This window comes from Luteibacter sp. (genome assembly GCF_036499525.1).
GTDB lineage: Bacteria > Pseudomonadota > Gammaproteobacteria > Xanthomonadales > Rhodanobacteraceae > Luteibacter.
In genome coordinates this window covers 20,661-40,058 of the sequence record NZ_DASYDO010000022.1, presented here as the reverse complement: position 1 = coordinate 40,058, position 19,398 = coordinate 20,661, and the positions used below count along the sequence as shown (strand labels likewise).

Genomic DNA, 19,398 nt, shown 5'->3' with positions numbered 1-19,398 from the left:
GCATGAAGCGAAGACCATGACGCGCATCCTGATCGTCGGAAACCACACCTGCGGAAACCGCGGCGACTGCGCCATCCTCCGCGGCCTGCTCGAATGCCTGGAGGACGCGCTTCCGGGCAGCCGGATCGACGTCACCAGCCGCTTTCCGGTGAGCTCCGAATACCTGCTGGGCCGCCCCCTGCTGCCCGACACATTGAACCGCTACTACCTGGATGCCCGCAGGAAGCGCTTCGGCGCGCTGCGCTCGACGGTGTTGCGCAGGCTTGTTCCGCGACTGCTCCATGGGCACCTGCGACGACGATGGTGGGCCCGCTGGGCTCCCCTTCCACGACTCCATCGCCAGTACATCGCCTCGCTGGCGGCATATGACATGGTGATCCAGGTGGGCGGTTCGTTCTTCGTGGACCTCTATGGCGCCACGCAATACGACCAGGCCAGTTGCGCCTTGCTCGCCGGTCGCCCCATCTACATGATCGGCCACAGTGTCGGCCCGTTCCAGCACACCTTCTTCCGCAAGGTCTCGCAGGATGTGATGGCACGTGTCGACGCACTGGCTTTGCGCGAGGAAGTCAGCGCGCGGCATATGCAGGATGCCGCCATTCCGCAGGACAGGCTGCGCTGGACGTCGGACACGGCGTGGCTCGTGCATCCCGGGGATCCCGGGGAAGTCGATACCGCGAAGCCCACGGTCGCCGTGACCTTCCGCGAACTCGCCCCCTTCGACAAGCGCCTGGGCGTGACCCAGGCGCAGTACGAAGGAGCCTTCGCCGAACTGCTGGATGCGGTGATCGAAGCCGGCTTCCACGTCCGCGCGTTTTCCACCTGCACGGCCATCGACGGTTACCCCAAGGACGATCGCATGATCGCACTGAAGGTGCGCGCACGCCTGCGCCGTCCGGAATCGTTCGACGTCGAAATGGATGAGCTCAACGATGTGCAGCTCGGCCGGCGCCTTGGTGCCTGCGTCCTCACCATCGGCACCCGTCTCCACAGCGCGATCATCTCGATGAACTTCGGTACCCCCTCCGTAGCGCTCAACTACGAGCACAAGTCCGAAGGCATCATGAAAAGGCTCGGCGTGGACGACCTTGCTATGCCGGTGCATTCCCTGCTCGACGGCACGCTGCGCGACAAGGTGCTCGCCCTGCTCGACGATTCCGGCCTGCGCGCGCGCGTCGCGTCCGCCGTGGCCCGCGAGAAAGCCTTCGCGCGCGAATCCCTGCTCGCCACGCTCGCCATAGGACCCTGAACCATGTCGGTCCTCTTCGTCCTTCCCGAGTTCCCCAGGTATTCGGAGACCTTCGTCATCGACCAGATCGTGGGTCTGCTCGACCGCGGCTTCGACGTGCGCATCCTTGCCGTCAGCCGCGGCGCGGCGCCGACGCCCGGCGACATCGTGGCCGTGCGCGGCCTGATGGACCGCGCCACCTTCATCTTTCCCCAGGCCGCCAGCGCATCGGCCAGCTGGCAGGTCGCGCTGCGACGTCTGCGCGACGTGCTGCCCGGCCTGCCCCTTTCGCGCGTACGCCGCGCGCTCTCGGTCCGGCGTTACGGCCATGCCGCGAAAAGTCTGGTGCTTGCTGGCGCGGCCCGGCGCCTGCGCGAGCCACTCAAGGCGCGGGCGATCATCGCCCACTTCGGCCCCACCGGCGTGCTCGCCGAGCACCTGCGGGCGTTGGGCCTGCTCGAAGGCCCCCTGTATACGGTCTTCCACGGTTACGACCTGTCCCAGCACAGCGTGCTCGAGCGGCATGTCCACGATTACCGGCGCCTGTTCGACAACGGCGACCACATGCTTCCCATCAGCGCGCTCTGGAGCAGGAAGCTCATGACGCTCGGCTGTGCCCCGGAAAAGATCCAGGTGCACCGCATGGGCGTCGATCTCGACAGCTTCCGCTTCGCCCCGCCGGAGGACAGGGTGCCGACGCAGACGCGCCCCCTGCGCGTCCTCTGCGTGGCCAGGCTGGTCGAGAAGAAGGGCGTGACCTATCTCTGCGATGCCGTGGCGCAGCTGGCGTGGCGTCGTGTACCCGTCGAGCTCGAGGTGATCGGCGACGGCCCGCTGCAAGGCGACCTCGAGCGCTTCGTCGCGGCGAAGGCCCTGGGCGAACGGATCTTCATCCGCGGCCGCCGCGACAAGGCGTATGTGCAGGCGGCGCTCGCGCGCTCAGACGTGTTCGCGCTGCCCAGCGTCACCGCGGTGGATGGCGACCAGGAAGGTATTCCTGTATCGCTGATGGAAGCGATGGCGAGCGGCGTGCCCTGCCTGTCCACCGTGCACAGCGGCATACCCGAATTGATCGAGGACGGCCGCTCGGGGTGGCTGGTGCCCGAGCGCGACGTCGATGCGCTGGCCGACACCCTGGCCAGCATCCAGCGCGGCGACCACGACCTTCCCGCCATCGCCCGGTATGCGCGCCATACCGTTGAAACCCACTTCAACCAGAGCCGGTTGCACGACCAGCTCGCCGCCCGGTTGGCCTAGGAGACCCGCGCCATGTCGTCCGCAAGACGCGATGCCCTCTGGACCGCCGGGTCCACGTCAGTCAGTGCCGCCAGCCAGCTGTTGCAGATCGCGGTACTCGCCCACCATGTCGATGCGCACCTGCTAGGCGCGCTCGCCATCGTGAACGTCGTCAATGCGATCGCCACGATGCTGCAGGACATGGGCCTCAGCAGTTACCTCGTACACAGGCAGGACATCACCCGCTCCGAACGCACTTCGCTGTTCATGATCAGCACCGGGCTAGGGCTGTGTTCCGCATTCGTACTGTTCATCGTCTCCTACCCTATCGCCGACTTCTATGGTTCAGAGGCGCTCGGAGACCTGCTCCGCCTGTCCACCGCGAACTTCGTGCTGCTGGGACTCGCCGCGCAGTACCAGGCCAGCCTGATCAAATCCTTCCGCCTGCCCGAACTGGCGCGTGTCGAAGTCAGCGGGCGGCTTTGCGGCCTCGCCACCCTGCTGATGCTCGTGCTCGTCTTCGGTGCCTCCATCGAGGCCGCGGTCTACGCGATGATCGTCAACAGCCTGGTGCGGCTGGTGTGCTTCCTGACGGTGGCCGAACCCGACTGGCACCCGGGCCGGGCGTACGACCGCCTCATCGTGCGCCAGGCGTTGCGCTATGGCGCGTTCCAGCTCGGATCGCAGGTGATCAACCAGCTCCGCAGCCAGGCGGATCAGATCATCCTCGGCAAGTTCCTCGGTCTCGCCGCGCTGGGTGTCTACTCACTCGCGAAAGAGCTGGTGCTGCAGCCAACGAAGCTGATCATGCCCGTGGTGCAGCGTCTGGCCTTGCCCAGGCTGGCAACGCGACAGGACGACCCGGCGGCGCTTCGCGATCTGTACCTCACGGGCCTGCGCGCCGTGTCGGTGGCCGCCGCGGGCGTGTTCATCATGCTGGCGGTGTTCGCACCCGCCGCGGTGACGATCCTTTACGGCCAGCGCTACGCGGGTGTATCGCACCTGATCCCGCTGATGCTGCTCTTCGGCATGCTGCGGCCGCTGGGCTCGCTGATCGGCGCGCTCAGCCAGAGCCTAGGCCGTTCCGACATCGAGTTCGGCTGGAACCTGAGGATCTTCAGCGTCACTCTGCTGGTGACGGTGATCGGCGCGTATTCCGGCTCGCTCGAAGTGATGGCGATGGCGCTGGCGGTGAGCCAGGTGCTGGCGACCGTGCTGTCGTACTACCTGTTCTCCTCCAAGATCATCCGCATCACCGCGCGGGAATTTTTCAGTTCCTGGATCGTGGAGAGCTTTGTGCCCTACGGCTTCCTCATGCTGGCGGTGGCGCTCTATCCCGGCGAGGACTGGAAGGCCAGCGTGGTCCGCTTCGTCCTCGTGACGCCGCCGCTGCTATGGGTGGCCTGGCGCACCCGCGACATGTGGCTCCATCGCTTCGAGCAACCGGTGAGTGCCTGATGAACGATACGACCGCACCTCTGGTCAGCGTGTACATACCCACCCGGAATCGTTCGGCGCTGCTGCGGCGTGCCCTGGATTCGGTACTTGAGCAGACCTGGCCCAGGATCGAGATCCTCGTCTGCGACGAGGCATCGACGGACGAGACACCGGAGGTCCTGGCCTGGTACGCGCGCTGCTATCCGGGCAAGTTCGTTTGCCTGCGCAACGAGACGCCGCAGGGCGCCTGCCGTGCCCGCAACCGTTGTATCGAACATGCGTCCGGCACCTATGTCACGGGGCTCGACGACGACGACTTCTTCCACCCGCAACGAATCGAGTGCCTCGTCAACCTGTATCGACGCCATCGGCCCTCGTTCGCATGCAGCCGTTTCCGCTACTTCCAGTCCGTTTCCCAGGTGACCTCATTGCGGGACCGGCTCCACGCCGAGGCGGAACTGGCCAGGGCCGATCCGCTCGACCTCCGGGAGCTGCTGTACGCGAACCTCGCCGGCAACCAGGTGCTCACCGAGCTGTCGCGCATGCGCGAGCTCGGTGGCTTCGACGAGGCCATGCCTTCCTGGCAGGACTACGACACGTGGATACGGCTGGTCGACCGCTTTGGCCCCGCCGTGCGCGCGCGAGCACTGCTTTCCTTCGTGGACGACGACCGCTCGCGTGCCCGGATCCGTAATTCGAGCAAGCGCGCCGAGGGTAGCGAGCGCTTCATCGCCAAGCACGAGCGGCTGATGAACGCCGACCAGCGGCGCAACCATCGCAACATCCAGTACGTGATGAACCGGGAGCGGCCACCGCTGGGCGAGATCGTGCGCAATGTGTCGCTAGGCGGTTACAAATCCACTATCAAGCTGTTGCTGCATAAGTTCTTCGGTGTGGCGATCGGATGAAGATCAACAAGACACGGGCCGCCGCGGTCGTCCTCATGGCGATGCTGTTCGTGCAGGTTCCCCTGACCCACAGCGCGGCCAGCAAGTCGCACGTGAACGTCTACCACATCCTCCTCCTGCTCATGCCCGTGATCTATGTCCCGGCCCTGCGCTACCTGAAATTCAATCCCGCCACCGCGTTCATCGCCACGATGGCCCTGACCTCGGCAGGTGCGGCGGCGGTATACGGGGGCGGCATGCGCTCCACGCTGATCGTGTTCGTGGCGGCAGCGTACTTCCTCGGCGTGGTGTTCGGGCGAAAGCTGCCCGACCTGGACCTGCGCCGTATCTTCGTGTGGATACTCGGCTGCTGCATCGTGTTCATCCTTCTCCGCGACGTTGTATACGCGGGCCAGCTGGGTGCCGTCTATGCGCGCAGCGAGGGTGCGTCGGGCGTGCTCTACATGTCCACCGGCGGCCGCAATATCGAGGCCAGCCTGCTGGCGCTCTTGTCCATTCTTCTCCTTGGCACCCGCGCCTACCCGATCGCCGCGGGCATCGCCTTTCTCACCAGCGCCATGATGCTTTCACGTGCCGGCCTGGTGGGCGCGGCGGTATCCATCGGGATTGCCGCCTATCGGGCGAGGAAGACGCGCTCGTACTACCTCTATACCTTCCTCGGCATCGCCATGATCGTGCTCGTCGGCGGGCTCGTGCTGTCGTCGGTGGTGGATATTCCCGTGCTGGACCGCTTCAACCTCCAGGCCGAGACCCGGCTCGAACACAAGAACGTCGGGCGCCTGGCCTTGTGGAACAGCGCCACGCAGGCACTGGAACAGAATTTGTTCGGGTACGGGGTGGGTAACGGCGTTCCGCTGATGGAACAGATTTCCGGCCTGACCTTCGTGGAGAACAACGTCCACGACATCTACCTGCAGTTCCTCCTCGAGGGTGGCGTTCAGTCGCTGCTGCTGTTCCTGGCGATGGTCGGACACATCCTGTTCCGTCCGGCCGAAGGACAGCAGCGCAACATCAAGGCCTTCCTGCTGTGCTACCTGATGCTGGCCTTTATCGAATTCAGCGGATACGAAGCCTACTTCTGGTTCTTCGTAGGCATGTTCTACGCGCGTAACGACATGCGCGTCCGGCTGCGCGAGGAATCGAGCAAACCACGCCCTGTAGGAGCGGGCCTGCCCGCGACATCTTTTCGACCCGGGGTAACAGGGCCTGTGACGTCTCGCGAAACGATGTCGCGGGCAGGCCCGCTCCTACAGGAGGAAGCTGGTCATGCTTGACGATTTCCGCGCGGACGTGCGCCGCTACACATCCCTGCCGGGTTACCGCGGCATGCTGTGGTGGATGCTGGACCAGTCGTTCTGGGTGATCCTGTGCTACCGCGTCATCGCCACGGCTCGTGGCAGCCGCCTGCACACGCCGCTGCGCGTGCTGGAGAAAGTGGCCGAGTTCGTCTTCAAGTGCTACCTGCCGACCACGACGACCATCGGCCCCGGTCTCGTGATCTACCATGCCTTCGGCGTCATCGTGAACGGCAAGACGACGATCGGCGCGAACTGCACGCTCTATGCGCGCGTGTGCATCGGCAACCGCTGGCCGGGCGACGGTACGCCGGTCATCGGCGACAACGTCACCATCGGCACCGGCGCATGCATCTTCGGACCCGTGGTCATTCCCGACAACTTCGTGGTGAAGGCCAATGCCGTCATCACCCCCTCCTCCCTAACCACGATCCCTGTTGGAGCAGCGTCATGAGCGAGGCCGCCGTGAGATTGTCCATTGTCATCATCACCTGGAATGAATTAGGGAACCTCGAGCGCTGCCTGCGCTCCCTGATGGACAAGGTGGACTTCGACCGCGACGAGGTGATCGTCGTGGACAACGGGTCCGTCGATGGCAGTGCCGAATTCGTCGCCACACTGCCGCAAGTTCGCTACTTCCCGCTGGAGCGGAATTTCGGCGTCGGACCGGCGCGGAACCGTGGCCTGTTCCTGGCCCGCGGCAAGTACTGCATGACCCTGGACAACGACACCATTTTCCTCACGAACGATCCCGGCAGCATCGTGGACGAGTTTTTCCAGGCGCACCCGGACGCGGGCGTGGTGGGCTTCGAACTGCTCAACATCGATCGCAGCCGGCAGGACTCGACGCGGCGCTTCCCCCGCTTCTACCAGCCGATCGCGGCGCGCGTGCCGTTGAGCCGCAGGTTGGGGTTCGTGCGCCGCGAATTGGAACGGCACCTGATGCTGGACACACGCTTCGACGAAGGCAGCGATCCGCTGGAAGTGGATTATGTGCTCGGCGCCAACCAGACCTTCACCAAGGAGGTGGCCGCGCTCCTGATGGGCTACGACGACCGCATCTTCTTCGGTCCCGAGGACGCCGAGTTCTGCGTGCGCACGCGAAAGATGGGCCTGCGCAATTACTACAGCCGGAAGATCTCCGTGATCCACGACTACAAGCGGCGCACGCGCAAGTTCTCGAAGCTGACCATCAAGCATCTCGCCGGCTTCGCCTATATGCTGAGGAAGCACGGCGGCGTGTATCGCTACTCGCTCAGCGAGCGGCGCTGAGGGGGCGTCATGGACCGTCGCGCTTTCCTCAAGCGGACTGCCTGCACGCTGGCCGTGACCGCCACCCTGCCCCTGTATGCCGTTGCCGCAGCTACCGACAGCGGCAAGCGCTACTACGTGGACAGTGCCGCCGGTGACGACGGTCACGACGGAAGCAGCGTCGCGCAAGCGTGGCGAAGCCTGGGCAGGCTTAACCGGGCACGGTTCGGTCCTGGGGATCGCATCTTCTTCAAGCGGGGCGGCGATTACCGGGGCGTGTTCGAACCCAAAGGCTCCGGCCGCGCGGGCGCACCGGTGGTGGTGGACGCCTATGGCGAGGGCGCCCTACCTCACCTGCACGGGGATGGCGCCGCCGCCTCCACGGTGCTGCTGCGGAATGTCGAATATTGGAACGTGCGCAACCTGGCGATCTCCAACCATGGCGCACAGGCCGCGCCGCGGCGCACGGCGCTGCATCTGCTGCATGAAGATGCCGGCGTCGTCCATGGCATGGTGTTGCAAGGGCTGCACATCCATGACGTCAACGGCTCGCCGGTAAAGAAGGACGGCGGGGGCAGCGCCATCCTGGTCGAAACCAAGGGCAAGGGCCGTCCCACGCGCCATGACGGTCTCACCATCGCGGACAACACGATCGAACGCTGCCAGCGCGACGGCATCCTCTTCCTTCGCGCCGGTGCCCGAGCCGGTGGCCTGGCTACCGGCGTGGTGGTGCGCGGCAACCGCATCAGCGGCGTTCCCGGCGATTGCATCCTGGTCAAAGGCTGCGACGGCGCCCTTGTGGAGCGTAATACGGTAAGCCAATGCGGGAACCTGCCGCGCGGCGAGGCCGCCGCGGGCATGTGGCCGTTCGACTGCGACAACACGCTGATCCAGTACAACGAGGTCAGCGGGCACAAGGCTCCGGCCGACGGGCAAGCTTACGACGCGGATTTCCATTGTCGGGGCACGATCATCCAGTACAACTACAGCCACGACAACGTGGGCGGCATGGCCCTTGTCTGCAACGACGGCCGGGACGCGCAAGGCATCGGCAACAGCGGCACCATCGTGCGCTACAACGTCAGTATCAACGACGCCCTGCGCAAGAGCGGAAGCGCCTCATTGCGCATTTCCGGCCCGGTGGATGGCAGTCAGATATACAACAACATCATCATCATTCCCGAGAAGCCCGATGCGGGTTCCCAGGTCACCGTCTTCAAGGCGACGAGCTGGAAAGGCGTACCCAGCAGCACGGCGATCCACGACAACATCGTGGTGGCCCCCGGCTCGCCCGGTATCGACATGAAGCTGGCAACGCAGACGCGACTCGGCGAGAACCATTTCGCGGAGAACAAACAGATGCTCGACCGCTTCCGGACACGCCGGCCCTCACTGGCGGAAGTGAATGCACTGGTGAAGGCGTGCTTCGCCAACGGCAAACCCGTAGACGACGCCATGGAGCGTATCGCGCGACTGGCGTAATCACTTGCCCGCTGCCGCGGCAGGCACCTATCCGGCTCCCCATGGAACCGCCCTACTGCGATACGGAGCCGGCTGACGCAGGCGAGGCCCTGCGCGCTTCGAGGGCCAGGATGATGCGCTTGCCAAGCGCCTGGCCTGGTACCTCCACGAAACGGTAGGTCACGGTCGACACCAGCACGGTTCCACCCAGTGCCAGCAGCACCGTGGCGAGGAAGTAAATATCCGGAGACAGATGGGTATCCGCGTGCAGCTTCCCCAGCACCTTCCGCGCCACCTGCAGCATGGCGAAATGCGTAAGGTAGCCGCTGAAGCTGATTTTTCCGATATGCCGCAGCGGCGCATTCACCAGCCAGCGGTAGGACTGCCGGTACAGGGACAGTGCAAGGATGGCGAAGGCGGCGCCATACAGGAAGACTGCCCTCGGGTCATCGATCCATTGCGGCGCGATCATCAGGATAGCCACCGCCAACATGAACCAGCAGCCATTATGGAGACGGTCGCCATTCCTGAAGAAGGATGTGAGCCGTCCCGCCTGTTCAAAAAGCACGAAGTAGGCACCGATGCCAAAGAGGAAGATCGGCAGCTGGTTGGGCAGCCAGATAAAGACGAACCGCTGCCACAGTTGCGCGTCGGCGATAGGCGGATGCCCGAGCAACGGCGTCCACGTCACGACATCCACGACAAGGAGCAACACCAGCGCCGCAAGCGTGCGAGGGAAGTTGTGCAGGGCCAGGAACACGAGAGGAAAGACGATATAGAACGACATCTCCACGCCGATGGACCAGCCACCGGGCACGACATCGTTCGCACCCAGCAACCAGGTGGGGTTCCACCCGTTGGTGAAGCTAAGCGTTCCCAGCACCGTCCCCGGCGGCGGGACGTCGTGCCCTTTCAGCACCGCCGGTGCCAGACAGTACACCGCGAACGCCAGGTAGAACATCGGGGCGATGCGGAAGAACCGGCGCAGATAGAAATTCAGCCAAGGCGTGGCTTCGGCGGAACGCTTCCGGGCGGAGAGGAAGAGGGTCAGTGCGCTGACCACGAAGAACAGCTGCACGCCACGCGCGCCCTGCGCGGCGTAGCGGCTCAGCCAGGGCGACATAAGCGCTTCGCGCCCCATCGCCTGGTAGATCTCGACGTTTCGCTGCGCGTGACTGATGAGCACGCCGATAATCGCGATGCCGCGCAGGGCATCCACGAAATCGAGCTGGACCTTCGGCGCGGCCTGCATCTCAGAAGCGCGGCTGCAGGTGCCAGCGCCAGGCGCTGTCGAGGATATCGTCGAGCGCACCGATCCGCGGCTGCCAGCCCAACCTCTCGCGTGCCTGCAGGCTGGACGCCACGAGCGTGGGGGGATCGCCCGGCCGGCGTTCGGCGATCGCATGGGGGACGGGGCGCCCCGTGACGCGCTGGGCGGCCGCTATGACTTCATGAACACTGAAGCCCTCGCCATTGCCTAGGTTGAACGTGAACGCTCCCTCATTTTTCTCCAGGAACTCGACCGCCAGCAGGTGCGCCGAGGCGAGGTCGTTCACGTGGACGTAGTCGCGCACGCACGTTCCATCGCGCGTCTCGTAGTCGTCGCCGAACACCTTGAGCCCGGGCCCGTTTCCGAGCACCGCCCGCAACAGGTTCGGTATGAGATGCGTCTCCGGGTGGTGCGATTCGCCGATCGCCCCGGAGGGATCAGCGCCGGCGGCATTGAAGTACCGCAGTGCCACCGAGCGCAAGCCATAAGCCCGGTAGGCGTCCTGCAGGACACGCTCGACCATCAGCTTGCTCTGGCCATAGGGGTTGATCGGATCGGTGGGATGGGTTTCGTCGATGGTATCGCTACGGGGGTTACCGAAGACCGCTGCCGTGGATGAGAAAACGAGCCGCCGGATGTCCGCCTCGCGCATCGCCGCCAGCAGTACGAGGGTATTGCCCACGTTGTTGCGATAGTACTGGTAGGGATCCACGACGGACTCTCCCACCAGTGAGCGAGCGCAGAAGTGCATCACCGCATCGAACTTGTGTGTCGCAAACAGGCGCCACAACCTCGCCGCGTCGCCGATGTCGCCATGTACGAACGTAACATCGTCGCCGGCCGCCTCGCGATGCCCCGTCGACAGGTCGTCGTAGACGATCACCTCGTGCTGGCTCTCGACAAGGTAACGCACCATGTGCGAACCCACGTACCCCGCACCGCCACAGATCAGGAACTTCAATCGATACCCCGCCAGGAGAGTGAATACAGGTGCCGAGCTCGCTTCTTAACCACGCACCTCCCTTACCGGAGCGACCACCGCGGGCGCTTCGCTGTGCACGAAGCCCTTGAAGATCGTGAGGAAGATGATGCGCAGGTCGAACGCCAGCGACCAGTGATTGATGTAGTAAAGATCGCATTCGATGCGCTTGACGAGATCCGTGTCGCCCCGCCACCCGTTAATCTGCGCCCATCCGGTGATGCCCGCCTTTACCAGGTGCTTGTGCATGTAGCCGGCGATCTCCCCCTTGAACTTCTCGACGAACATCGGCCGTTCCGGGCGTGGCCCGACGATCGACATGTCGCCACGCAGCACATTGATGAACTGCGGCAGTTCGTCGAGGCTGGTCTGGCGGATGAACCGGCCGAAGCGCGTGGTGGTCTTCGCCTGGGCGTTGCCCCACTGAACGGCCTTGTTCTTCTCCATGTCCACGGGCATGGAGCGGAACTTCAGCATCTCGAATTCCTTTCCATCCAGCCCCACGCGGCGCTGCCGGTAGAGCACGGGGCCAGGGCTGGAAAGTCTCACGCCGACCGCCAGCGCAAGCATCAGCGGGCTGATCATGAGCAGGATGCCGGCTGCGATCACGCGATCTTCGACCACCTTGAGGATCCATGCGTGACCCAGCAATGGGCTGTCGCGCAAGGTGACCATGGGTACGCCACCGCAATCTTCCATGCGGTGGTTGATCAACTGCCGCCCCAGCATGTCCGGCACGAACTTCACCGTCATCACCCGCGCTTCCATCCGGTCGAGCGCATAGCCGATGGCGCGATGCGCGCTCACCGGAAGCGCCACGAGCACTTCGTCCCATTCGCCGCCGTCGAGGATCTCGTCGATATGCAACAACGATCCGGCAGACGGAACGCCGTCGGGAACACCATGGTCGTACGTCGTCGAAACGTAAGCGGTGATCGTCAGGCCTAGCCCTGGGTTCGCCTTCACCTGCTCCACCATGTGCAAGCCGGATTCGGTCGCACCGATCAAGAGGCACCGACGCATGCCCACGCCGCGGCGACGCAGGTACCACAGCGCGGCCACCGCTACCTGTCGCACGGATGCCATGAGTGCAAGGCCCAGGAAGAAGGTGAGCATCACCCAGGCACGCGAGTACAACTCGCTGACTTTAAGCAGGTAACCCAGTGCGATAAGGGCGGCGAAGCCCGTCGCCCATGATGCTGCGATGCAGCAGTATTGCTCGAAAGAGCGTTGTCCAAGTGGCTGTTCATACGCCTTGAAGAAGACCGACGCGGCAAGCGTCGTGAGCAAGAGGATGACCAACGCCACCGCATAGAGGCTGCTCATTCGCAGCGTGTCGAAGCGGACGAAGTAAGCGAGATAGCCGGCGGCTATCGCGCAGAGCGGATCGCTTACCCGGAGCTCGAGATCCAGCAACGCATTGAATTTGGACAACTGCATGACAAGTACCTTCTGCCGAAGCGAGAGGCGCCGGGGTTGCCGGGATGCCCAGGTACGTGTCCCCACTGTAGGAACGGGCACCCCACCGCAACGACGGGACCCATTCCGACACGTTTCTATTCGCGTTCCCAGCACAGGGAATGCTCTTTAAGAAATGTCGTACTTATCCAGTACGACGGCTCATGCTGCACCGCAGGGAAAACATCGCGCAATTGGTTAACTGAAAATTTGGGAGTGGTGTCACAAAAACAATCGCCTGCAGCGTGCGTTCAGCGTGCTGCCTTGACCGTGGAACATAGTTGGGTGTGAATGAACGACGCATTGCGCGAACAAAAGCATGTTCATGAATGTGATGCGTGCATCATCCTCTTCACTCGGAGAAATAATGTGAGACGTCTATTTGTTGCGTGCGTTCTTCTCGCCGTGGTTGCTCCACTATGGGCCCAGAGCCAACGACCCGCCAATGCTGCGAACGCGTCCGACGGCGCGCAAAACGCTACCCGCAAGCCGCAGGTCGCTACGCCGAATCAGGCTCACCAGGCCGCCAAGGGCGCCATTTCGCCCGCTCGCATGGGTCCGGGCACGGCGGCGATGGCTGCGGCATCGGGCGCCACCGCCAACGATGCCAGCGGCACCGGCAACGATGGAACCGGTGGCACGGGTGGGACCGGCGGCACCGGTGGCACGGGTGGTACCGGCGGCACGGGGGGAACGCACTGAGCCGCCTGTCAGGCGTCTGGACGTCTAGATGTCCGTTATATCGTTCATGTTCCCGAGCGGTTAATGTTCGATCGGTTTAATGGCATCGACATCCTCCTCCACACGGCGCCACGCGAAGGATTTATTTCCCAATGAAGTTCCTGCCGACCCTCGGTCTGGCCGGGTGCTGTCTGCTACTCCAGGCATGCATCCTGGCACCCGGCCAGCACATGAAAACCGGCGAGCTGAACGACAAGGAGAGCGCGGCGGGCAGCCGTTACCAGCTGGTTCCCATCACGCCGAAGCTGATCGCAATGGATCGTGCCAGTGCAAGCGTGGCAGGCGTCGATCCGGCCCTTACGGCGTATAAACCGGACTCCTATCGCATCGGTGCCGGCGATTCGCTCTACATCACGGTGTGGGAACACCCCGAACTCACCTCGCCGGCCGGTTCGCAGCAGCAGACCGCTGCCAACGGGCGCCTGGTGCGTCCCGACGGCACGCTGTTCTATCCCTATGTGGGCCTGCTGCACGCAGCCGGCCTCACGGTGGAAGAACTGCGCACGGCGATCACCGACCGGCTCACGAAGTACATCGAGAAACCGCAGGTCGACATCAGCGTCGTCAATTTCGCCAGCCAGAAGGTAACCTTGAGCGGGGCCTTCGTGAAAACGGACCCGCAAGACATCACCATCACGCCTCTGACGTTGAGCCAGGCCATCGGCTCCGCCGGCGTCAACGCGCAACTGGCGGATTTGTCGGACGTGGTCCTGCGCCGCGACAACCACGAATACCACCTCGACCTCGATGCCCTCTCGCGCTCACGCGAAGGCGGTCAGGAAATCTACCTGAAGGGTGGCGACAGCATCTATCTGCCCTATAACGACCGCCACGAAGCCTATGTGATCGGCGAGGTGCTCCGGCCCCAGGCCATCGCGTTCAAGACCAGCGATCTCACCCTAACCCAGGCGCTCGGGCGAGCGGGCGGCCTCAACCAGACCAGCGCGCGCGGCAAGTCGGTTTACGTGATCCGCGGCGTGGAAGATTTCGAGAAGGCTCCGGCCACGATCTACCAGCTCGACGGCACGTCGCCTTCGGCGTTCGCCGTGGCCGCGCAGTTTTCCGTCAAGCCAGGGGATGTCGTCTTCGTCGGGGCCGCCGGCATCACGCGCTGGAACCGCTTCATCAGCCAGCTGTTGCCTCTTTCGGGGCTGATCAGCAACGCGGCCAACGCCCAATACAACCTGGATCGCGACAGCCAGCTCTGAGCGCAGTCACTCCACTCACCCTCTGAAACTGTACAGGCGACACAAATGAAGGTCACCATTTTCGGCACCGGCTACGTGGGTCTGGTTACCGGTGCCTGCCTCGCGGAGATGGGCAATCACGTGGTTTGCGTGGACGTGGACGAGGCGAAGATCGAAGGCCTCCGTCACGGCATCGTTCCCATCTTCGAGCCGGGGCTCGAGCCTATCGTCAAGCGCAACCACGCCTCAGGACGGCTGGACTTCACCACGGATCCCGGGCCAGCGATCGCACATGGCGATCTCATCTTCATCGCCGTGGGCACGCCGCCCGACGAAGACGGCAGCGCCGACATGAAGTACGTGCTGGGCGTGGCGCGCACCATCGGCGAGCACCTCGATGGCTACGCGGTGATCGTCAACAAGTCCACGGTGCCTGTCGGCACGGCCGATCGCGTACGCCAGGCCGTGAACGACGTGCTGGTTACACGCGGTGCCGCCGCCGATTTCGACGTGGTGTCGAATCCAGAATTCCTGAAGGAAGGCGACGCGGTGGAAGATTGCCTGCGTCCGGACCGCATCGTGGTGGGTTCGTCCAGCGATCGGGCCGTGGCGCGCCTGCGCAAACTCTATGCACCGTTCAACCGCAACCACGAACGCATGGTGGTGATGGACGAGCGCTCGGCGGAGCTGACCAAGTACGCCGCGAACGCGATGCTCGCGACCAAGATCAGTTTCATGAACGAGATCGCCAATATCGCCGAGCGCGTGGGAGCGGACGTGGAGCTGGTACGTCAGGGCATCGGCGCCGATCCACGCATCGGTTACCACTTCATCTACCCCGGCGTGGGTTATGGCGGCTCCTGTTTTCCGAAGGACGTGCAGGCCCTGGAGCGGATCGCACGTGGACATGATTACGACGCACGGCTGCTCGCGATGGTCGAGGCCGTCAATGCCGACCAGAAGACCCGGCTCTATAGCCAGATCTCCCGTTACTTCGACGGCGACCTCACGGGGAAGACCGTCGCCTTGTGGGGCCTGGCGTTCAAGCCGAACACCGACGACATGCGCGAAGCCCCCAGCCGCAAGCTGATGGAAGCGCTGTGGGTGGCCGGCGCGCGCGTGCGCGCATACGATCCCGAAGCCCGCGCGGAAACCCGGCGCATCTACGGCAAGCGTGACGACCTCGTGCTTTGCGACGATGCGTACGACACCCTGGAGGGTGCCGACGTGCTGGCCCTGGTCACGGAATGGAAAACCTTCCGCAGCCCCGACTTCGCACGGATCAAGGCCGGGCTGGCAAGCCCGGCCATCTTCGACGGTCGTAACCTTTACGATCCGCGCGCCGTCGAGGATGCAGGCATCGCTTATTACGGCATCGGACGCGGCCGATCCCTGCAGCGCTGAGAGCACAGGCGATCGTGGCCCGTCGCGAGATACCTTCCATGCGTCCGCCCCGACGGCCCCTCCTCCTCGGCAGCCTGGGGCTGGTGCTGGCCGCGTTGAGCGCATGCTCTTCGGTATCGCGCGGCAGCCTCGAGTCCGTGCGCCTTGCGATGCGGCGGGAAACCGTGCATCCCACGGCGGAATCGGTGGCGGCAACGCCCTACTTCCAGCTGCAGGTCAACGGTCCCGACGGCGAAGCCATCCTGATCCTTTCCCGCGTCGGGAACGGTGAACTGGGCTGGTACGGCACCGGACACGATGCGGTGGTGACGCGAGATGGGCTCGTGATCAAGACCATCGGCCTGCCGCAGAACCTGGACGGTTCGACCTTTCCCGCCGTCAATCCGTTCCACGACGGCTTGCAGCGCCTTACCGCTCCCCTCGATTACACGCGGCGGGCCGACTGGTCGCCGGGCTATCGCTATGGCGTCGAGCTGAAGGCCCGGCTGGAACCGAGGGCGATCGAAGACGTGGACATCCTCGGCACGGTGCATCGCCTGCGCCGTATCGACGAGCACCTGTCCGTGCCATCGCTCGGCGTGAGCATGACCAACCGCTACTGGGTCGATCCAGCCGATGGCTTCATCTGGAAAAGCCGGCAATACATCGCTCCGGGCCTGCCGCTCGAACTGATCCAATTGCAGCCGTATCGCGACACCGTGCCCGAGGCCGCCGCAGGGAAACGGGAAGCGGGTGCCTACCCGGGCGGCACCCGCCTGTCCGCTGTCGCGGCCAGGCAAGTCGATCCGGATGCCTACCTGCTCGGCGCCGCGTGGGTTCAGCCATCCCTGCAACGCGAGCAACTGCGCCTGCGTGCCGGCCTCGTGTACGAACTGGGCGCGATTCGCCTCAAGGCATTGGGCGCGGACGACATCGTGCTGTCGGGTGCGAGCAAGGCGTTCGAGACGTGGCTGTCGGGTCTTCCGATTACCGGGCGGCGCACGGGCGTGGCGCTGGACCCCGACCGACTCGAAGTCACGCCCGCGGATGACTGGCCCGTCCGCGAAGGCGATACGCTGCTCTATCCGCGGCGTCCTACGGACATCCGCGTGGTGGGCGCGGTAGACAAAGCCTGCCACTTGCCCCAGGTGCCGATGCAGGATGCGCGACGCTACCTTTCCGCCTGCACCGCATCGGCTGCCGCGGATCCGGATACGATCTACATCGTCCAGCCCGACGGCGCCGTTTTCGAGCAAGGCACCGCCTTGTGGAACCGCGGCCCGCCGCGTCCTCTCGCACCGGGTGCCTGGATCTACGTGCCGTTCGACAGGCATGCCATCGCCGGCGCGGCCGACGACACTTTCAACCGGGACGTCGCCAGCTTCCTCGCCACCCAGGTACTCGACGAAGGCGGTGGGGGCTGATGCGGCAGACCGCCTGGCATGGCTGCTGTCGCGCCGCCTTCGCGCTGCTCGCCGGAGGCGCTTCCGTCACCCATGCGCAGGAGATGTACACACAGAGCGACTTTGGCGGCGTGGGGCTCCTGCAGACACCCACCGCGCGCATGGCGCGCGAAGGCGAATTCAGCTTCGTACTCAGCCGCACCACGCCCTATACGAACTACAACGTATCGATGCAGCCCCTGCCCTGGCTCGAGGGGTCGTTCCGTTACACCAATGTCAGCAACCGGCTCTACGGACCGCGTTCGCTCAGCGGAAGCCAGACCTATAAGGATAAATCCATCGACGCCAAGGTGCGCCTCTGGCAGGAAAGCCGCTGGCTTCCCGCCGTGGCGGTCGGCGCCCGCGATATCGGCGGTACGGGCCTGTTCTCGAGCGAATACGTTGTAACGAGCAAGCGCGCGGGGCCGTTCGACTTCAGCGTGGGCCTGGCCTGGGGCTACATGGGTGCGCGCGGCGATATTGCGAACCCCCTGAACGTCATCAGCGACCGTTTCAGGACGCGTCCCGCCGGCGGCACAGGCACCGGCAAGTTCAGCACCAACAAGTTCCTGCGCGGACGGCCAGGCTTCTTCGGCGGCATCGAATATCGATCGCCCTGGGAGTGGCTGCTGCTGAAGGCCGAACTGGACGGCAACGACTACAAGCACCAGCCGCAGAACAACAACCAGCCGCAACGCTGGCCCGTGAACCTCGGCGCGGTGTTTCGCCTCAATCGCAACGTCGACCTGACCGTGGGCTACGAACGCGGCAACGTCGTCACCGCCGGCCTCAACCTGCACAGCAACCTCGCGACGCACGTCGACCCACCGAAGTCGTTCGATCCCAGGCCGGAACCGGTCGCCGTCGAAACGACGCAGACGGATGCCAGGCCGGCAGAACGGAAGGCGCCGGAGCAGGTCGACTGGCAAGCGGTGGCGAAGAACCTGCACGACAACGCAGGCATCGACGTGTCGCGGATCGGCCGGCGCGGTTCGGAGCTAGTCGTGCATGGCGAGCAGCAGCGCTTCTTTTATCCGGCGGAGGGTGTCGGGCGCGCCACACGCATCGTCGACAATCGGGTGGACGACAGCATAGGGTGGCTCACGGTAGCCAGCGAGCGGAACGGCCTGCCAACCGTGGAAACCAGCGTGCACCGGCCACGCTTCATCGAACTGCTCGACCATCGCCTCGACCTGGCGGACTTCCGTCGAAGCGTTGAACAGGACCCGGTGACGGCGCGCGATGAGGAAGTGCTGTACCGTGCGCCGCTGAAGCGCTTTACCGGCGGCCTGTCGCTTGGCTACCAGCAGAACCTTGGCGGCCCGGACGCCTTCGTCCTCTACCAGGTGTATGGCGCGGCGTCGGGCACACTCAACTTCAGTCGCAACCTCTGGCTGGACGGCGTACTGGCCGTCAACCTCTTCAACAACTACGACAAGTTCAAATACGACGCCCCGAGCAACCTGCCCCGCGTACGCACGAACCTGCGCCAATATCTCACTAGTTCGGACATCACCCTGCCGAACTTCCAGCTGACGGGCACGCATCGCCTTGGTCAGGACCTCTACGGCCTCGCTTACGCAGGCATGCTGGAAAGCATGTATGCCGGTGCCGGCGGAGAAGTCCTGTATCGCCCCTTCGGTGAACGATGGGCCGTGGGCGCGGACGTCAACTGGGTGAAACAGCGTGGCTTCGACCAGGACTTCTCGCTACGCCGTTACCACGTGATCACCGGCCAGGCCACCGGCTATTTCAATACCGGTTTCCACGACGTCACCGTGGCGGTGAGCGTGGGTCGTTACCTGGCCGGCGACTGGGGCAGCACGGTCGACGTATCGCGTGAGTTCCATAACGGCGCGCGCATGGGCGCGTATGCCACGATCACCACTAAATCGGGTGGCTCCGGCTACGGCGAAGGCAGCTTCGACAAGGGTATTTACGTGTCCATTCCCTTCGATATGCTGCTGCCGCATTCCTCGCGCAGTCGCGCCACCCTGCTCTGGCAGCCGCTGGTCCGCGACGGCGGTGCGCGCCTCAACAAGCGCTACACCCTTTACACGCTTACCAACGACCTGGATGGCGACCTGTTCGACAAGAACCTGGAGAAGATACGCGAATAGGC

16 protein-coding genes are annotated in these 19,398 nt (G+C 64.3%); 13 read left to right on the top strand and 3 right to left on the bottom strand.

The genetic code is table 11. The features are described from left to right. Nucleotides 1–16: 16 nt before the first annotated feature. The 8 genes from wcaK to VGM71_RS04495 are packed head-to-tail and all read left to right on the top strand — an operon-like array spanning nt 17 to nt 8,837. The gene (wcaK, locus tag VGM71_RS04530) at nt 17–1,249 is read left to right on the top strand and encodes a colanic acid biosynthesis pyruvyl transferase WcaK (RefSeq protein ID WP_331542628.1); all 1,233 of its coding nucleotides are present in this window, start codon (nt 17–19) and stop codon (nt 1,247–1,249) included. A gap of 3 nt (nt 1,250–1,252) precedes the next feature. Further along, complete coding sequence (locus VGM71_RS04525; protein ID WP_331542627.1) at nt 1,253–2,485, top strand: glycosyltransferase; 1,233 nt, start codon at nt 1,253–1,255, stop codon at nt 2,483–2,485. Nucleotides 2,486–2,497: 12 nt separating this feature from the next. Continuing rightward, a complete protein-coding gene (locus tag VGM71_RS04520; protein WP_331542626.1) occupies nt 2,498–3,922 on the top strand; it encodes a lipopolysaccharide biosynthesis protein in 1,425 nt (474 codons plus the stop codon). Then, entirely contained in the window at nt 3,922–4,809 is an 888-nt protein-coding gene (locus VGM71_RS04515; RefSeq protein WP_331542625.1) for a glycosyltransferase family 2 protein, read from the top strand. The genes VGM71_RS04520 and VGM71_RS04515 overlap by 1 nt, the downstream gene beginning before the upstream one ends. Continuing rightward, on the top strand, nt 4,806–6,083 hold the full coding sequence (locus VGM71_RS04510; RefSeq protein ID WP_331542624.1) for an O-antigen ligase family protein: 1,278 nt from the start codon (nt 4,806–4,808) through the stop codon (nt 6,081–6,083). Before VGM71_RS04515 ends, VGM71_RS04510 begins: the two co-directional genes overlap by 4 nt. After that, the gene (locus VGM71_RS04505) at nt 6,076–6,558 is read left to right on the top strand and encodes a hypothetical protein (protein WP_331542623.1); all 483 of its coding nucleotides are present in this window, start codon (nt 6,076–6,078) and stop codon (nt 6,556–6,558) included. The genes VGM71_RS04510 and VGM71_RS04505 overlap by 8 nt, the downstream gene beginning before the upstream one ends. Further along, the gene (locus tag VGM71_RS04500; protein ID WP_331542622.1) at nt 6,555–7,376 is read left to right on the top strand and encodes a glycosyltransferase family 2 protein; all 822 of its coding nucleotides are present in this window, start codon (nt 6,555–6,557) and stop codon (nt 7,374–7,376) included. Before VGM71_RS04505 ends, VGM71_RS04500 begins: the two co-directional genes overlap by 4 nt. Before the next feature lie 9 nt (nt 7,377–7,385). Then, nucleotides 7,386–8,837 carry a right-handed parallel beta-helix repeat-containing protein gene (locus tag VGM71_RS04495; protein WP_331542621.1) on the top strand — a complete coding sequence of 484 codons (1,452 nt, stop codon included), beginning with the start codon at nt 7,386–7,388 and terminating at the stop codon, nt 8,835–8,837. Nucleotides 8,838–8,889: 52 nt separating this feature from the next. On the opposite strand, the gene VGM71_RS04490 is transcribed toward VGM71_RS04495, so the two are convergent. The 3 genes from VGM71_RS04490 to VGM71_RS04480 are packed head-to-tail and all read right to left on the bottom strand — an operon-like array spanning nt 8,890 to nt 12,505. Continuing rightward, nucleotides 8,890–10,068 (bottom strand): acyltransferase, encoded by a 1,179-nt coding sequence (locus tag VGM71_RS04490; protein WP_331542620.1) that lies wholly within the window; start codon nt 10,066–10,068, stop codon nt 8,890–8,892. Nucleotide 10,069: 1 nt separating this feature from the next. Then, on the bottom strand, nt 10,070–11,047 hold the full coding sequence (galE, locus tag VGM71_RS04485; RefSeq protein ID WP_331542619.1) for a UDP-glucose 4-epimerase GalE: 978 nt from the start codon (nt 11,045–11,047) through the stop codon (nt 10,070–10,072). 45 nt (nt 11,048–11,092) lie between these two features. Beyond that, entirely contained in the window at nt 11,093–12,505 is a 1,413-nt protein-coding gene (locus VGM71_RS04480) for an undecaprenyl-phosphate glucose phosphotransferase (RefSeq protein WP_331542618.1), read from the bottom strand. Between the two features lie 570 nt (nt 12,506–13,075). Between VGM71_RS04480 and VGM71_RS04475 the strand changes: the two genes are divergently transcribed. The 5 genes from VGM71_RS04475 to VGM71_RS04455 all read left to right on the top strand — a co-directional run bounded on the left by VGM71_RS04475 (nt 13,076) and on the right by VGM71_RS04455 (nt 19,396). Further along, the gene (locus VGM71_RS04475) at nt 13,076–13,225 is read left to right on the top strand and encodes a hypothetical protein (RefSeq protein WP_331542617.1); all 150 of its coding nucleotides are present in this window, start codon (nt 13,076–13,078) and stop codon (nt 13,223–13,225) included. A gap of 131 nt (nt 13,226–13,356) precedes the next feature. After that, on the top strand, nt 13,357–14,472 hold the full coding sequence (locus VGM71_RS04470; protein WP_331542616.1) for a polysaccharide biosynthesis/export family protein: 1,116 nt from the start codon (nt 13,357–13,359) through the stop codon (nt 14,470–14,472). Between the two features lie 45 nt (nt 14,473–14,517). Continuing rightward, complete coding sequence (locus tag VGM71_RS04465) at nt 14,518–15,855, top strand: UDP-glucose/GDP-mannose dehydrogenase family protein (protein ID WP_331542615.1); 1,338 nt, start codon at nt 14,518–14,520, stop codon at nt 15,853–15,855. Nucleotides 15,856–15,893: 38 nt separating this feature from the next. Then, nucleotides 15,894–17,258, top strand: coding sequence for a YjbF family lipoprotein (locus VGM71_RS04460; RefSeq protein ID WP_331542614.1), 1,365 nt, complete (start codon nt 15,894–15,896; stop codon nt 17,256–17,258). Beyond that, nucleotides 17,258–19,396 carry a YjbH domain-containing protein gene (locus VGM71_RS04455; RefSeq protein WP_331542613.1) on the top strand — a complete coding sequence of 713 codons (2,139 nt, stop codon included), beginning with the start codon at nt 17,258–17,260 and terminating at the stop codon, nt 19,394–19,396. The genes VGM71_RS04460 and VGM71_RS04455 overlap by 1 nt, the downstream gene beginning before the upstream one ends. The last annotated feature ends 2 nt before the right edge of the window (nt 19,397–19,398 follow it).

What these genes read in the sequence shown, in the direction of transcription:
- wcaK (WP_331542628.1), top strand. Translation starts at nt 17, where the DNA reads ATGACGCGCATCCTGATCGTCGGAAACCACACCTGCGGAAACCGCGGC.
- VGM71_RS04525 (WP_331542627.1), top strand. Translation starts at nt 1,253, where the DNA reads ATGTCGGTCCTCTTCGTCCTTCCCGAGTTCCCCAGGTATTCGGAGACC.
- VGM71_RS04520 (WP_331542626.1), top strand. Translation starts at nt 2,498, where the DNA reads ATGTCGTCCGCAAGACGCGATGCCCTCTGGACCGCCGGGTCCACGTCA.
- VGM71_RS04515 (WP_331542625.1), top strand. Translation starts at nt 3,922, where the DNA reads ATGAACGATACGACCGCACCTCTGGTCAGCGTGTACATACCCACCCGG.
- VGM71_RS04510 (WP_331542624.1), top strand. Translation starts at nt 4,806, where the DNA reads ATGAAGATCAACAAGACACGGGCCGCCGCGGTCGTCCTCATGGCGATG.
- VGM71_RS04505 (WP_331542623.1), top strand. Translation starts at nt 6,076, where the DNA reads ATGCTTGACGATTTCCGCGCGGACGTGCGCCGCTACACATCCCTGCCG.
- VGM71_RS04500 (WP_331542622.1), top strand. Translation starts at nt 6,555, where the DNA reads ATGAGCGAGGCCGCCGTGAGATTGTCCATTGTCATCATCACCTGGAAT.
- VGM71_RS04495 (WP_331542621.1), top strand. Translation starts at nt 7,386, where the DNA reads ATGGACCGTCGCGCTTTCCTCAAGCGGACTGCCTGCACGCTGGCCGTG.
- VGM71_RS04490 (WP_331542620.1), bottom strand. Translation starts at nt 10,068, where the DNA reads ATGCAGGCCGCGCCGAAGGTCCAGCTCGATTTCGTGGATGCCCTGCGC.
- VGM71_RS04480 (WP_331542618.1), bottom strand. Translation starts at nt 12,505, where the DNA reads ATGCAGTTGTCCAAATTCAATGCGTTGCTGGATCTCGAGCTCCGGGTA.
- VGM71_RS04475 (WP_331542617.1), top strand. Translation starts at nt 13,076, where the DNA reads ATGGGTCCGGGCACGGCGGCGATGGCTGCGGCATCGGGCGCCACCGCC.
- VGM71_RS04470 (WP_331542616.1), top strand. Translation starts at nt 13,357, where the DNA reads ATGAAGTTCCTGCCGACCCTCGGTCTGGCCGGGTGCTGTCTGCTACTC.
- VGM71_RS04465 (WP_331542615.1), top strand. Translation starts at nt 14,518, where the DNA reads ATGAAGGTCACCATTTTCGGCACCGGCTACGTGGGTCTGGTTACCGGT.
- VGM71_RS04460 (WP_331542614.1), top strand. Translation starts at nt 15,894, where the DNA reads ATGCGTCCGCCCCGACGGCCCCTCCTCCTCGGCAGCCTGGGGCTGGTG.
- VGM71_RS04455 (WP_331542613.1), top strand. Translation starts at nt 17,258, where the DNA reads ATGCGGCAGACCGCCTGGCATGGCTGCTGTCGCGCCGCCTTCGCGCTG.